Here is a 17,275-nt window from a genome sequence, read left to right on the forward strand (position 1 = left end):
AGCTATTTTTTTCGCTTCGAAAATATCGTCCACTCATCAAGTATATGATCGTTGTAACCCACAACGGTTGCGGTTACTCTTCGATTCATTGCATGAGATTGTTCGCTCTCTCCACTGTCCTCTAGAGATGTGTCCCCATAACCGACAATAGTCACCCGAGAAGAGTCAACACCTTCATCCACGATGTGTTGTTTTACTTGTTCGGCGCGTTGTTTTGACAACGCCATGTTGTGGGCGGCATCACCTGTTTTGCTGGCATATCCTTGTAACTCGACCGACGTTTGTGGGTATCTTTGTAAAAAGTCGACCATCTTAGTGATTTCATTGGTAAACACTGGGTTGATTTCAGCAGAGTCATTTGCAAACAAGATTTTTAGCTGTAATTGGCTGCTTGTTTTAATATGAGAACCACACCCATCATTGTCTACATGAGCCCCACGTATTGTATCTGTACATTTATCACGTGCGTTGATTACGCCGTCTCGATCATCATCTAGCAAATCTGCTACTTGATCGGGCTCAGGCACGGCGATGTAGGGGAACTCTTCGCTCTTCGCCAGTGAAGAACCACTAAATGAAATCGCCAATATTGATAGTAATAAGCTACTGTTTTTCATCATTAATACCTTAATAATCTACTGCTTGTTTCCATTCAGATGGAACATCGACTAACAGTGAATCAAGCATGATTCCACATGAGTTTAATACGCGATATTTTGCATATTGTTCTTCGTAGCTGACAGTTAAATAAGATTTTCTCGCTTCGAAAAGTTCATTTTCCGAGTTAAGCAAATCTAGCAATGTACGTTTACCGATACGATATTGTTTTTCGTATGCATTAACTGTTTCTGAGGCAGAGTCTACTTGATCCGCGAGAAATTCTTTTTGTTGTAGAGTGAGATCAAGTGCACTCCAAGCCAGTCTTAGACTTTCAGTCAGCGCGCGATATGAATTGTCTCGAAGATCTTTTGCTTTGTTCAATTGATAAGCCATACGATCTTGAGTGGCGGCATCAGAACCACCATTAAAAAGGTTGTACCTCATTCGCAACATGGCTGACATTTCGTCACGTTCACCCGCTATACCAGCAGCATCGTCATACCATGTTTGAGCCGCCTCGATGGTGAATGTTGGAAGATTTGTTCCTTTTGATTGCTTGTATTGATAGTTTGCAGCATCAATGTCTGCGGCAGCAACTTTTAACACCGGATGGTTTTCTTCTGCTGTTGCGGTGGCTTCTTCGAGTGAAAGAGGAATGGTATTTTGATCAACTTTCGGGAAGGTAAGTCCTTGAGGAGCTTGGCCTACAATTTTAGTAAACTGGATATGAGTATCAAATAGGTTGTTTTGTGCAGCCAATAAATTACTTTGTGCGTTAGCAAGACGAGTTTCAACTTGTGATAGATCGGCGGTAGAACCAATTCCAGACTCAGCTCTTCGTTTAATATCACGATAAATGCGTTTGTGAGTCGCCAAATTGCTTTCTGATAATCTTAATGTTTCTGTTGCTTTGAGCGCATCCAAATATACTCTCGAAACATTAAGTGCTTTGTTTTGAGCATCAGAGATTAATTGCAACCTCATTGACTCAGCTTCGGCGGCCGTTCTATCAATATCGTTGAGTGTTGATGAACCATCCCATAACAACTGAGTTAATTTTAGTGTCGCATCTTTTCGGGTATGTTCTGACGTAGCACCAGTTGCCGGGTTGGTTTTTTCATAACCAACACCTGCATCTAGATCCAGAGAAGGCATGTAATTACCAAAAGCGACGTTATTAAGTTCTATAAAACTCATGTATTCGTTATAAGCGCTTTTAATCTCAGGGTTAGATGAAATTGTCGAAGCGATAGCTTGCTCAAGTGTCTGACTTTGCGCGGTAAAACTTAGTGCAACTAGACACGCTAATGTACCTAATCGAGTCCTTTTCAAAATAATTCTCCTCAGTTCAGATTGGCGTATTTTAAGCACGAAATGGTGTCTCATTTGTGAGAAAAAAATCAATATATTGGCCATTGTGACTAACTTCTTGAACTAATACAAATTTTATATGCATAGATATAGTGTTTTTACTCGTTAATGTTATAAGAAATGTAAATGCCTATAGATTGTTGTTGATAAGGTGTTTGGAGCTAAATTCTTTTTTAACAGTAGGTTAGCTGAAACTATTATTGATATGTATGTCAGTATAAATGTTAATGCACTGTTAAATATGCATAAAGAATGCGTAACGACGGTTGTTACATTAGCAAAAGCAAAAATGTGGCCTTGGTTCCACAACAATGGTATTTTATTCACTATATAAATACCAATCTAAAAATTGTCTTAATAAAGAGCTGTTATAAATATCAACCTAAACAGTTTGAGAAGGGATTAGCAAATGAATGCACTTATTGGCGCTATCGCAGCAAGCAGTAATTTAGTCGTTATCGATGTAAACGGTAATATCAGAACGATAAGCGATTACTCAGAATTGTTACCTGGTGAAGTTGTTTTAACCAAGGGTGATGATCCGATGACTACTGAGGCTGTTGTGGATGCCGCTATTGTTGATGCTGAAGGAAATGTGCTGCCGTTAGATACAGATGATGAGATAGCTCAGATCATTGGTCAGTTAGAGGCAGGGCAGGATCCAACTCAACTTGGTGAAGAATTTGCGACCGCTGCCGGCGAGACTCAGGGTTCCGCTGTTGTTCGCGCGCCAATAATCGAACGTGTCGGTGCTGAAAGTTTGGCCGTTACATCATTCAATACAACAGGTTTAGAAGGCCAAGGCCTCACTGAGATTCAGGCTGATACTCTATTAACGACGCTACAACAGTTTATCAATAGTACCCCTTCTGTGTCGTTAACAGGCATTTTGACAGATATCGACGAGAACACCGATACATCGGTAAGAATTAAAATTGCAGACATTACCATTACGGATGATGAGCAAGGCATCAATGATCTTAGCTTGTCTGGTACTGACGCGGATAAATTTGAAATCATTGGCTCTGAATTATATTTGAGAGCGGGTGTGATATTAGATCATGAATCATTTGCTAATTACGATGTAAATGTTGTCGTTACTGACCCTACTTTAGTTGGTGTTACTCCTGAATCCACGTCAGCGACGTTGCTGGTCAATGATGTAAATGAAAACCCAGAGTTCTTAACTAATGGCGAGGTGGACCCATCTTTGTCTAATGAAGATAGTTATGACTTTGGTACGATCCAAGAAAATAAAGCTGGTGCTTCAAAAGGCGACATTGTGGGTACCGTTAATGCAGGAGATGTGGACGACGGAGACACGCGTAAATACAGCTTTGAAGATGGTGCATTAACCAATGGTATTTTTGACATCGATGAAACGACAGGTGTAATAACCTTAAATGCAGATGTTGATGATGCGCATATTGGCGAAGTCTCACTGGATGTGTTCGTTACAGATGCCGGAGGCCTACAAGATAAGGCAACGGTTAAGGTAAATTTAGAAAATACTAATGAAGCCCCAGAGTTTAAGTCAGACGTTGATGGTCAAAATGATGGTCCAGACGTTATTAATGCAGATAGCTATGACTTTGGCACAATTAAAGAAGGTAGTGCTGGCGCCGCTAAAGGAAGTTTAGTTGGTACTGTTGTTGCGGGTGACGTAGATGCTGGTGACACTAGGACGTACAGTTTTAAAGATGGCGCATTGACCAATGGCATCTTTGACATTAATGCAACGACAGGTGCAATAACGTTAAATGCGGATGTTGATGATGCGCATATTGACGAAGTCTCACTGGAGGTGTTCGTTACAGATGCCGGAGGCTTACAAGATAAGGCTACGTTTGAAGTTAAGTTAACCAATTTAAATGAAGCCCCAGAGTTTAAGTCAGACGTTGATGGTCAAAATGATGGTCCAGACGTTATTAATGCAGATAGCTATGACTTTGGCACAATTAAAGAAGGTAGTACTGGCGCCGCTAAAGGCAGTTTAGTTGGTACTGTTATTGCGGGTGACGTAGATGCGGGTGACACTAGGACGTACAGTTTTAAAGATGGTGCATTGACCAATGGCATCTTTGACATTAATGCAACGACAGGTGCAATAACGTTAAATGCGGATGTTGATGATGCGCATATTGGCGAAGTCTCACTGGATGTGTTCGTTACGGATGCCGGAGGCCTACAAGATAAGGCAACGGTTAAGGTAAATTTAGAAAATACTAATGAAGCCCCAGAGTTTAAGTCAGACGTTGATGGTCAAAATGATGGTCCAGACGTTATTAATGCAGATAGCTATGACTTTGGCACAATTAAAGAAGGTAGTACTGGCGCCGCTAAAGGCAGTTTAGTTGGTACTGTTATTGCGGGTGACGTAGATGCTGGTGACACTAGGACGTACAGTTTTAAAGATGGCGCATTGACCAATGGCATCTTTGACATTAATGCAACGACAGGTGCAATAACGTTAAATGCGGATGTTGATGATGCGCATATTGACGAGGTCTCACTGGAGGTGTTCGTTACAGATGCCGGAGGCTTACAAGATAAGGCTACGTTTGAAGTTAAGTTAACTAATTTAAATGAAGCACCAGAGTTTAAGTCAGACGTTGATGGTCAAAATGATGGTCCAGACGTTATTAATGCAGATAGCTATGACTTTGGCACAATTAAAGAAGGTAGTGCTGGCGCCGCTAAAGGCAGTTTAGTTGGTACTGTTGTTGCGGGTGATGTAGATGCTGGTGACACTAGGACGTACAGTTTTAAAGATGGCGCATTGACCAATGGCATCTTTGACATTAATGCAACGACAGGTGCAATAACGTTAAATGCGGATGTTGATGATGCGCATATTGACGAGGTCTCACTGGAGGTGTTCGTTACAGATGCCGGAGGCTTACAAGATAAGGCTACGTTTGAAGTTAAGTTAACCAATTTAAATGAAGCACCAGAGTTTAAGTCAGACGTTGATGGTCAAAATGATGGTCCAGACGTTATTAATGAAGATAGCTATGACTTTGGTACAATTAAAGAAGGGAGTGCTGGCGCCGCTAAAGGCAGTTTAGTTGGTACTGTTATTGCGGGTGACGTAGATGCTGGTGACACTAGGACGTACAGTTTTAAAGATGGCGCATTGACCAATGGCATCTTTGACATTAATGCAACGACAGGTGCAATAACGTTAAATGCGGATGTTGATGATGCGCATATTGACGAGGTCTCACTGGAGGTGTTCGTTACAGATGCCGGAGGCTTACAAGATAAGGCTACGTTTGAAGTTAAGTTAACCAATTTAAATGAAGCACCAGAGTTTAAGTCAGACGTTGATGGTCAAAATGATGGTCCAGACGTTATTAATGAAGATAGCTATGACTTTGGCACAATTAAAGAAGGGAGTGCTGGCGCCGCTAAAGGAAGTTTAGTTGGTACTGTTGTTGCGGGTGACGTAGATGCTGGTGACACTAGGACGTACAGTTTTAAAGATGGCGCATTGACCAATGGCATCTTTGACATCAATGCAACGACAGGTGCAATAACGTTAAATGCGGATGTTGATGATGCGCATATTGACGAGGTCTCACTTGAGGTGTTCGTTACAGATGCCGGAGGTTTACAAGATAAAGCAACGGTTAAGGTAAATTTAGAGAATACTAATGAAGCACCTACAACTGAAAATGAGACTATTTCGGTTAATGAAAATAAAGGCGAAAATAATAACGGTGACGTAGAGAAAAGTGTATTTACATTTTCAGAAAGTAATTTTAGTTTTCAAGATGAAGATACTGGTGACACACTCACTTCAGTAATAGTTGACCCATTAGCGGCCGGTGCTAAAGGTACACTGTATCTTGATGGTGCCGAAGTAACAGCGACAACCACCATTCCAAAAGGTGATATCGGTAAACTAACATTTGAACCTGATGAACATGAAAGTGGCGATAGTTATGCCTCTATTTCGTTCAAAGTTACAGATAAAGAAGGCTTGGCTAGTGAAGCTAAAACCATCACTGTGAATGTAACACCTGTGGCTGATAATGTAGAACTTAGTTTAGATAAGGCCCCATACTTAAAAGAATCTATCGATTTTAATAGTGTCGAGTTACACGGTGGCCGCTGGACTCCAAACGGCAGTGCTCAAGGTTATAACACAGGTGATTCTGTATTATGGGGATCAAATAGCTCGAATAACCGTTTTGAAGCAGGTGAAGCGAGTGTTTATGGTCTAAAAGAAACGGAAGGCCATACGCTAGCTGATCATCAGACGGTTGTTGAACTTGAAGGCGGGCCAAATGATAAAACCTTCACTGCAGAAATCCTAACAGGTGGAGATGGCTATAGGCCAGGTCATGTTTATGAAGTTAACTTTGATATCGCGGCTCGTCGTGTTTCTACAGATACGGACTCTGACGCTGTTGTTAAATTAGTCAATTATAATGATGATGGCTCCATCAAAAGTGAACAATTAATATATGTATTCGATCCTCTGAACAGTGAACGTGGCGAATTTAATTCAGTGACGGCCAAGTTTGAAATCCCTCAAGACGGAGAAGGCACTTATAAACTGGTATTTGAATCTGCCGATCTAAAAGGCAATGATACTTATGGCGCAATAATAGATAATGTTGAAATTACCTCATTAGTTAACACTGGTTATGAAGGTTCTTGGATCAATATTAATCCAATAAATGCCTCTCTGATAGACACCGATGGTTCAGAAAAGCTTCATTTAGAGCTTCATGGTTTACCTGACGATAGTAGAGTGAGAATTGGAGATAAGTATTTTGATGTTGAAAATGGAGTTGTTAAGTTAGAGGCATCTCTGGATCAGAATCAAAACTTGGATCTTGATTTTAGTGAAATTGAAATATTCGTTAAAGACGGCACTGCAAATAACGACCCTTATCAAATCACTGTGAAAGCTTATGCGGAAGAACAAGCATTAACAGGGAGCAATGCAAATGGCGCCGTTTCTGAGGCTAGTTTTAATCTAGTGGTTCTTGACGGCAACACGCCACCTGTTTTCGAGCAAGCTGAGTTTAGCTTTGATTACAAAGAAAATCGAAGCTCAGCAGAAGAAATGGTATTGGGTACGGTTCAAGCGAAAGATACAGATGATGGTTCGGATGTCACTTACACCATTACAGGTGGTAATACTAATAAGTGGTTTGAAATTGACTCTAAAACTGGGGTAATTTCACTTACAGAAGCGGGTAAAAATTCTGAAGCTAATGATTTTGAAGACAACAAAGGTCTTGATCAACATAAGTTAATTATTACTGCAGATGATGGTAAAGGTGGTTTAGCACAAACAACGGTCATCTTAAACGAAACCAACGTCAATGAAGCCCCGACCTCCACTAATGATCAATTTACTATAGACGAAGATACTTCTCATCTATTGAGTGTGAATGACTTCGGCACCTTCGCTGATGTGGATGAAAACCATACAGAGATGTTAGCGGTTCAAATAACCGATTTGCCAGATCCTACGAAAGGAACACTAGAATACAAAGTAAGCGGTGATGGTGATACCGCGGTATGGCAATCCGTAACCGTTGATCAAACCTTTACAAAAGCAGACCTTGATGCGGGTAAACTGAGATACACACCAGCAAGTGATGCAAATGGCAATGCGTACGACACTATTGGTTACAAAGTGGGTGATGGCGAAACATTCAGCGCAGACCCTTACCAATTAACGGTAAATGTTACGCCAGTCAATGATAACCCTGAAGGGGAAGATTTCTCTGTTCAAGTGAACTCTTTAGATCCTGTATCCATTGTTTTTGAATCTAATGATCAAGCGAGTGACCACATCTCAGATATTGAAGACGATCAAGATGGCTCGGTTTCACCAAAAATTGTGATAACTGAGTTACCTGAAAATGGCGTGATTCACTATGACGGAAAAGCACTGAGTGCGGCTGATCTTGTTAAAGATGGTAAGGCGGTTCAATTTGATTCAGACAAGATCACTTATACCGCAAATGATGACACTGCTGGCTTCACGCTAGGCTCAAAAGGGGACAGTGACACTGAAGGTGCACCTTCTACTAGCAACTTTATTAATTGGGGCGTCAGCTCTGAAGGTGTTGATACTAATAGTGTTGAAATCGCCTCTTCAAAACGTATTGTTTATTTAGAGAACGGCAACAAGGTTACAATTGAATCCTCTGAAGGAAACCTTGCTCAATATAATGCTCATGAAGATCATGTCGGACATGGTATTGCTAATGATGATGGCAATGGCATTGAAAAAGGCGAGTTAATTACAGTTGATTTACAAGAGAATCCCGTTCGCTCCGTGAATATTGGTCTGGATGGATTGGGAGGATTGTTTGAGGCTCAAGATGCACCAAATAACTCCGCATTGGTTACGGTTTACTATACAAATGGTCAGTCGGAAGTCATTGAAGTAAATAAATCGGTAAATGATGGTAATAGTAGCCTGACTCAAACAGTAACGATTCCAGAGAGCAGTAACGGACTGATTGAGAAACTAGAATTTAGCACGAAAACGGAAGGCAACTGGGAGCTTAAATATATAGAAGTGAACCCAGTAGAAGACAGCTTTAAATACCAAGTGGTGGATTCTGGCAATCTATTAAGTGAAGAGCACCAAATTACCGTGACGAACTCGGCGATTGTAGAAGAGTCGGAAAACAATTCGCCGGTGTTTTATAATGAGAATAATGAAGAAGTTCAAAGCTACACCTTAGAGTACAGTGAGAATCAGGAAATTGACGATCCTGCTTTTGCGCTTGTTTCTGCAAAAGATTCTGATGGCGATGATGTCACTTATAGCATCGTTTCTGGGAATGATAATGATTGGTTTGTAATCGATGAGGTATCAGGCAAGATAACATTTACTGACGCCGGATTAGCATCTGCTGCCAATAATTTTGAAGATGCTGGTGACCTTGATACTCATCAGTTAATGATTAAAGCAGATGATGGTAAAGGTGGTATTCGTCAGATCTCTGTTGAACTAAAAGAAACCAACGTCAATGAAGCCCCTGAGTCTACTAATGACCAAGTTACAATTGATGAAGATACATCTCTATTGCTTAGCGTGAATGACTTCGGCACCTTCGCTGATGTGGATGAAAACCATACAGAGATGTTAGCGGTTCAAATAACTGATTTGCCAGATCCTACGAAAGGAGCACTAGAATACAAAGTAAGCGGTGATGGTGATACCGCGGTATGGCAATCCGTAACCGTTGATCAAACCTTTACGAAAGCAGATCTCACTTCTGGTAATCTAAGGTACACACCTGCTAAAGACGCTAACGGAGATGTTCACGATACCATTGGTTTTAAAGTGGGTGATGGAGAAACATTTAGCGAGTCATCTTATAACTTAAATGTAACCGTGGATCCTGTAAATGATGCACCAATAGCTAGGCCGGATACATATTCAGTTTTAGAAGACACACCAACCAAGTTGGATGTTCTTAATAATGACACAGACATTGACAGTCCTAAGTCTGCTCTAACCATTGTAAACGTTCATGTCCCACAAGATCAGGGTGTAGCAACTGTTGTCGATGGCAAAATAAACTTCACTCCTGCTAAGAATTTCCATGGCGAAGCCATCATTACTTATCAAGTGAGTGATGGTGATAAGTTAAGTAACAGAACGACGGTAACGGTTGACGTGACTCCGGTTAACGATGCGCCGATATTGGATCTTGATAGCACCGAGTTAGAAGTCACCTTTGAAGGAAGTTGGGCTGGTTTTAACAGCGCTATTGGTATTTACACCATCGGGGCAGATGGAAAACCAACCGACCCAATGATCATTTCAGATGGGGTTAAAGGGCAGCAAATAGGCGATGTGTTGGCTGAGTTAAATCTGGCCGAAGATGAGGTGCATTTCTTTATCGTTGCTAATGGTAATAGCCAATTAGCGGGGGTAGATGATAGCCGATTGACATTTGTTGACTCAGGAAACTATCCAACGCTGGCGATTGATGGTAATGCAGTTAATAAACCTGTCTATTTCGATGATAAAGCTCTAAATAGTGATAAAAAAGATCACTTTATTGAACTGATTGATGAGAGCGGTACATCAACTAAGATTGGTATTGAAGATCTAAGAGGTTTAGGTGATAGAGACTTCCAAGATGTTGTGATACGTGTTGGTGAGAAAGAGCCGAGTTACGATTACGAAACGACTTATACCGAAAACCGAGATGGTGTATCAATCGTAGCGCCAGATGTTTCGATACGAGATGTTGATGACACCAATTTAGAGTCGGCAACCATAACGTTAACCAACGGCAAAGTGGGTGATAGCTTATTTATCTTAGGCGCATTACCTGCTGGAATTACTTTGGCGACGGGAAGCGATGCACTGGCACTAAATGCAGATGGTACCTTCAGTATTACCCTTGAAGGCACAGCATCACTGGATGACTATGAAGCGGCACTGAAACAAATTCAATTCACGTCAAACAGTGATAACCCAGATACAACAGACAGAGCCATCGCCATCACAGTTAATGATGGGGAAGCAACCAGTAATCTAGCAACATCGACAGTCAAAGTCATAGAAGTTAACGATAATCCGACTACATCGAATGTCACACTTGACGCGATCGCTGAAGACAGTAAAGGTCGATTAATTACCAGCGAAGAATTACTTTCAAAAGCGGGTGATCTCGAAGGTGATAACCTTAAAGTGACTGGGTTAGAGGTGGCTTCTGCTAAGGGCACCTTAAATCCAGGAAGTGAACCTGGTACTTGGGTATACATTCCAGCACAAGATGATGATAGTGAAGTTACCTTCACCTATACCATTACTGATGATGGTACGACAGCTGGTAGCTTGGACGCAAAATCTGTTCAAGGTACAGCAAGCTTAGACATCACGCCTATCAATGATGCGCCGATAGCGAACGCGGATACCTACACAACTCCGGAAGATACTCTCGCTTCGATTGATGTTCTTAATAATGACACAGACATTGACAGTCCTAAGTCTGCTCTAACCATTGTAAACGTTCATGTCCCACAAGATCAGGGTGTAGCAACTGTTGTCGATGGCAAAATAAACTTCACTCCTGCTAAGAATTTCCATGGCGAAGCCATCATTACTTATCAAGTGAGTGATGGTGACAAGTTAAGTAACAGAACGACGGTAACGGTTGACGTGACTCCGGTTAACGATGCACCGATATTGGATCTCGATAGCACCGAGTTAGAAGTCACCTTTGAAGGAAGTTGGGCTGGTTTTAATAGCGCTATTGGTATTTACACCATAGGGGCAGATGGAAAACCAACCGACCCAATGATCATCTCAGATGGAGTTAAAGGGCAGCAAATTGGCGATGTGCTGGCTGAGTTAAATCTGGCCGAAGATGAGGTACATTTCTTTATCGTTGCTAATGGTAATAGCCAATTAGCGGGGGTAGATGATAGCCGATTGACTTTTGTCGACTCAGGAAACTATCCAACACTGGCGATTGATGGTAATGCAGTTAATAAACCTGTCTATTTCGATGATAAAGCTCTAAATAGTGATAAAAAAGATCACTTTATTGAACTGATTGATGAGAGCGGTACATCAACTAAGATTGGTATTGAAGATCTAAGAGGTTTAGGTGATAGAGACTTCCAAGATGTTGTGATCCGTGTTGGTGAGAAAGAGCCGAGTTACGATTACGAAACGACTTATACCGAAAACCGAGATGGAGTATCAATCGTAGCGTCAGATGTTTCGATACGAGATGTTGATGACACCAATTTAGAGTCGGCAACCATAACGTTAACCAACGGCAAAGTGGGTGATAGCTTATTTATCTTAGGCACATTACCTGCCGGAATTACTTTGGCGACGGGAAGCGATGCACTGGCACTAAATGCAGATGGTACCTTCAGTATTACCCTTGAAGGCACAGCATCACTGGATGACTATGAAGCGGCACTGAAACAAATTCAATTCACGTCAAACAGTGATAACCCAGATACAACAGACAGAGCCATCGCCATCACAGTTAATGATGGGGAAGCAACCAGTAATCTAGCAACATCGACAATCAAAGTCATAGAAGTTAACGATAATCCGACTACATCGAATGTCACACTTGACGCGATCGCTGAAGACAGTAAAGGTCGATTAATTACCAGCGAAGAATTGCTTTCAAAAGCGGGTGATCTCGAAGGTGATAACCTTAAAGTGACTGGGTTAGAGGTGACTTCTGCTAAGGGCACCTTAAATCCAGGAAGTGAGCCTGGTACTTGGGTATACATTCCAGCACAAGATGATGATAGTGAAGTTACCTTCACCTATACCATTACTGATGATGGTACGACAGCTGGTAGCTTGGACGCAAAATCTGTTCAAGGTACAGCAAGCTTAGACATCACGCCTATCAATGATGCGCCGATAGCGAACGCGGATACCTATACAACTCCGGAAGATACTCTCGCTTCGATTGATGTTCTTCATAATGACACAGACATTGACAGTCCTAAGTCTGCTCTAACCATTGTAAACGTTCATGTCCCACAAGATCAGGGTGTAGCAACTGTTGTCGATGGAAAAATAAACTTCACTCCTGCTAAGAATTTCCATGGCGAAGCCATCATTACTTATCAAGTGAGTGATGGTGACAAGTTAAGTAACAGAACGACGGTAACGGTTGACGTGACTCCGGTTAACGATGCACCGATATTGGATCTCGATAGCACCGAGTTAGAAGTCACCTTTGAAGGAAGTTGGGCTGGTTTTAACAGCGCTATTGGTATTTACACCATCGGTGCAGATGGAAAACCAACCGACCCAATGATCATCTCAGATGGAGTTAAAGGGCAGCAAATTGGCGATGTGCTGGCTGAGTTAAATCTGGCCGAAGATGAGGTACATTTCTTTATCGTTGCTAATGGTAATAGCCAATTAGCGGGGGTAGATGATAGCCGATTGACTTTTGTTGACTCAGGAAACTATCCAACGCTGGCGATTGATGGTAATGCGGTTAATAAACCTGTCTATTTCGATGATAAAGCTCTAAATAGTGATAAAAAAGATCACTTTATTGAACTGATTGATGAGAGCGGTACATCAACTAAGATTGGTATTGAAGATCTAAGAGGTTTAGGTGATAGAGACTTCCAAGATGTTGTGATCCGTGTTGGTGAGAAAGAGCCGAGTTACGATTACGAAACGACTTATACCGAAAACCGAGATGGAGTATCAATCGTAGCGTCAGATGTTTCGATACGAGATGTTGATGACACCAATTTAGAGTCGGCAACCATAACGTTAACCAACGGCAAAGTGGGTGATAGCTTATTTATCTTAGGCGCATTACCTGCCGGAATTACCTTGGCGACGGGAAGCGATGCACTGGCACTAAATGCAGATGGTACCTTCAGTATTACCCTTGAAGGCACAGCAACACTGGATGACTATGAAGCGGCACTGAAGCAAATTCAATTCACGTCAAACAGTGATAACCCAGATACAACAGACAGAGCAATCGCCATCACAGTTAATGATGGGGAAGCAACCAGTAATCTCGCCACCTCTATCGTTAAGGTTTTACAAGTTAACGATAAACCGACGGCTGAAAACTTCACCGTTAATATAGGTGACGATGGTCAAGGGACGTTTGTTCTTGATGGTGCCGGTGACTTAGACCATGTTCAAGATATAGAAGATGATCAGAGTGATATCAACGAACCTACAGCAACCATTGATTCATTGCCTGAATTTGGTCAATTGTTTATTGGAAACTCAAATACACCAATAACAGCAGGGCATCAGGTCTCTGATCTCGAAGCAACGCAAATTCGTTATGAGTTAGATACTGACAAAGCCAGTAATATCAATGAAATATTGAGCTTCCATATCGACAATAAAGCGGAAGGAAACACCATTCTAAATCACTTAAATAGCAATGGTGGTAGTTTGGTTGGATATGATGAAGATGGGGATGGAGTTGCTAATGGCAAGGTAGTGATTAAAGCGTTTAGTGATGCTGAAAACGCTGCTTTAACTAACTCAGGACCGAGTTCAGACTTTGGATTAGGAGTAAATAGCAGTAATAGTGGCTCCAGCGAAGTAGACGTAAAAGGTCGTGAGTTCATTTCTATTGATTACTCTGCATCAGGTGCCGTTGTGAATAGTGCTGAACTAACATTTAGCAGCCTTGGTAACCATTATGATGAATCATTGAATGATCCTAAAGCCAGCAATGACCCTGATGCGCAACTTGTGATAACCGCAGTGCTAGTGGACGAGCAAGGAAACACATCAGAGAAAACGGTAATTTATCGTGATGGACTAACACCAGGGACGACAACGGAAAATGGCATCGAAGTCGTTATAGATCCGAATCTGTATAATGGTACAAGAGATTACACTGTCACGTTTGATGCTCCAGCGGGCTATGCGGTTCAAGAGTTTAAAGTATCTACATCGAGTTCATCAAATTCAGATACAAACTCGAATATGATTCTTCAAGGAGTTGAAGTAACCGATGCGACCGTTCGTGAACAAATTACTTATACACCAATCGATTCTGAGCCGTTAAGTGGTGATAGTAAAGTTATTACCATTATTGCTGATCCAGACTTCTTGCCTGAAGCGAAAGATGATAGCCACAATGATCCATCTCAGTTTAATGCTGGGCTGAAAGGGAGCTACTACGCTTATCATCAAGGTGCAGATGGTGGCAATACTGAAAACTTAGACGTGGTTAAAGCGTTTATTGCTAGTCATCAAGCTGATGCCAATTTTGTGTCTACTGAAGTCTCGTATGGTTTAGATTCACATCAAAATGTTATGAATGGTAACTTAGGGGCTGATGGTAATTTACAGAAGTTCTTAGGTTCAGACGCGACAAGCTTAACGAATCCTGTGACTGGGAACAGTGTTGATCCTGAGAACAGTTCTGATGCCATTATCAAGTTAAATGGTGCAGTGTCATTAGATGCAGGCACTTATAGAATCAAGGTCCTATCTGACGATGGGTATGCTATTAAGATTGATGGTGTTGTTGTAGCCGACAGGTTTAATAAGCAATCTCCGCGTACAGATACATTCGAGTTCACGGTTGATAGCGATGGTAAGCATGATATCGAGATTGTTTATTGGGATCAGGGTGGAGCCTATGTACTGGATGTTGGTTTAGATAAACAGCAACAAGATGGTTCGTGGGATGATTCATACAACAAACTGGGTTCGACTGAGTTCCCTGTTTCTCAATCTGCTTTGGTGACAAATGAAGACACGCCAATCACTATCTCTGCTGAAACATTAATAGACAACGATGTTAATCACGCGGTTGGTGACCTAACAATTCAGTCGGTTGATAATGCAGTTGGTGGAAGCTTATCTCCTGTGCTAATAGATGGCAAAGTGGCTAATGTGGTATTCACTCCGACCGCTGATTTTGCTGGAAATGCGAGCTTTGACTACACCGTAGTTGATAGCAACGGTAACACATCTACTGCGACGGTATCTATGTATGTTAATCCAGTGGCCGATGCACCTACGTTAGATGTTCAACTGTCGCAATTGCAAGTAGACGAGCAAAGCGGTGAAAGAAGTTTCACTCTTAATGTTAAGTCAGAAGAAACAGATAGTGATGACAGTGAGAATTTAACCGTTAACTTAACGGGAATACCTCAAGGTGTTCAAGTAATTGTTGCTGGGGCTGAAGTGGCACCTATCAACAATAGTTATAACATCCCAGCAGAGGCTGATGTTACTTTAAAAGTTACTGATAGTTATCAGGGTGACTATGACTTTAAATTAACTGTGACCTCGACTGCGACAGATGCGCATGGTGATAGTAGTGACAGCGTTTCGGTTACTGATTCTGTTGATGTCAGCTTTAAAGATTACACATCCACAACTTCTGCTTCTGGAGACCAGACAACAACGGGTAATCAAGATCATGAGTTGATTGTTGGCGATGTGACGAGTACTGATATTAAGGCTGGAACAAATTACAATATCGCATTTGTACTGGATGAGTCGGGTAGCATGGGAGATAACTATGGTATCGCGAGAGATCAAGTAACAGAAGTGTTTAAAGAGATTGTTCAAGCAGCGAATACAGAAGGCGCTGGAAAGGTTAATGTTCTCTTTACTGACTTTGATGGTGATAGCCGATTTGATCATCTGTATTACTCTATAGACTTATCTTCACCAGAGTATAAAAACAATCCAGATAAAGCTATCGCAGACTGGATGGCTGAATTGAGTACGACTAATACAGTAGGTGGTGGTGGCACAAATTACAATGTTGGTTTCAGCCACGCGAAAGAGTGGTATAAAAAAGATCTGACTGATGATGTAAGAGAAAATGCTAGAAACCTGACTTACTTTATATCTGATGGTATTCCAGGAAATGGTAATGGACTTGGATCATATAATGCCCTTATTAATCTTGGTGTTGAAGTTGAAGCTATAGGTCTGATAGATGGTAATGGTGAAACGGTTCTAAATGCGGACGTGTTAGCTAAATATGATACAGATGGAACTGTAAGTACGGGGATTGATGCGAGTGAACTAGCTGCAGAGATTTCTAGCTCTCAGGTTCTTTATGCACAGGGCAAAGATACTATCGATGGTGGTGATGGAAACGACATCTTGTTCGGTGATGGCTTTAATTATGATGGTGAGCAAGGTACAGCTGCTATCGCTAATTATGTTGCAGATCAACCCAATCAGTCTGCATCACCAAGCAATAAAGAGATACAAGACTATATCCGTGAGCATGTGGCCGAGTTTGATCAATCAAATAGTGGTGATAAAGGTGACATCTTAAGTGGTGGTGCTGGAAACGATGTGATTTATGGTCAGGGTGGCAATGACATATTAGACGGTGGTTTAGGTAATGATATTTTGGTTGGTGGTGATGATGCCGATACGTTTATCTGGACAAGTAGTTCTGTAGAAAATGGTCGAGATATTATTGATGACTTTAGTATCTCAGAAGGAGATAAAATTGATTTATCTGAACTAGTTCAAGCGAATGACGATGTGACTAGTGTCGATAATCTTCTAGCGAGTATTTCTAAGTCGGGTAATGATTTAGAGATTAAGTTAGATCACGAGCATGGACATGACCAAACCATTGTTATTCGAGGTGGTGTGTCAGAGTTTGGTTTGGATGGCTCTAACTTATCTGATGGCGCATTGGCTGCCAGTATCACTAGTTCTATAATGGATGATTTATTTAAAGGTCAAAGTTAAACTTGAAGTAAATATGCAAAAGGGCTCATTTGAGCCCTTTTTTGTACCTCGTAAGAGACGATTCTAGCTATTACTGAACTAAACTTA

At 41.4% G+C, this 17,275-nt stretch carries 3 protein-coding genes; 1 reads left to right on the forward strand and 2 read right to left on the reverse strand.

Going from position 1 to position 17,275, the window contains the following annotated elements; all coding sequences use genetic code 11:
• Positions 1–2: 2 nt before the first annotated feature.
• Both CHJ_RS07170 and CHJ_RS07175 read right to left on the reverse strand, forming a co-directional pair.
• Positions 3–620 carry an OmpA family protein gene (locus CHJ_RS07170; RefSeq protein WP_317917299.1) on the reverse strand — a complete coding sequence of 206 codons (618 nt, stop codon included), beginning with the start codon at positions 618–620 and terminating at the stop codon, positions 3–5.
• Positions 621–627: 7 nt separating this feature from the next.
• Entirely contained in the window at positions 628–1,932 is a 1,305-nt protein-coding gene (locus CHJ_RS07175) for a TolC family outer membrane protein (RefSeq protein WP_317917300.1), read from the reverse strand.
• 448 nt (positions 1,933–2,380) lie between these two features.
• Between CHJ_RS07175 and CHJ_RS07180 the strand changes: the two genes are divergently transcribed.
• On the forward strand, positions 2,381–17,188 hold the full coding sequence (locus CHJ_RS07180; RefSeq protein ID WP_317917301.1) for a tandem-95 repeat protein: 14,808 nt from the start codon (positions 2,381–2,383) through the stop codon (positions 17,186–17,188).
• Positions 17,189–17,275: the final 87 nt, after the last annotated feature.

Source organism: Vibrio sp. MACH09, from assembly GCF_033238805.1.
Taxonomy (GTDB): domain Bacteria; phylum Pseudomonadota; class Gammaproteobacteria; order Enterobacterales; family Vibrionaceae; genus Vibrio.

Coding starts and splice junctions, on each gene's coding strand:
- CHJ_RS07170 (WP_317917299.1), bottom strand. CDS start 620: ATGATGAAAAACAGTAGCTTATTACTATCAATATTGGCGATTTCATTT.
- CHJ_RS07180 (WP_317917301.1), top strand. CDS start 2,381: ATGAATGCACTTATTGGCGCTATCGCAGCAAGCAGTAATTTAGTCGTT.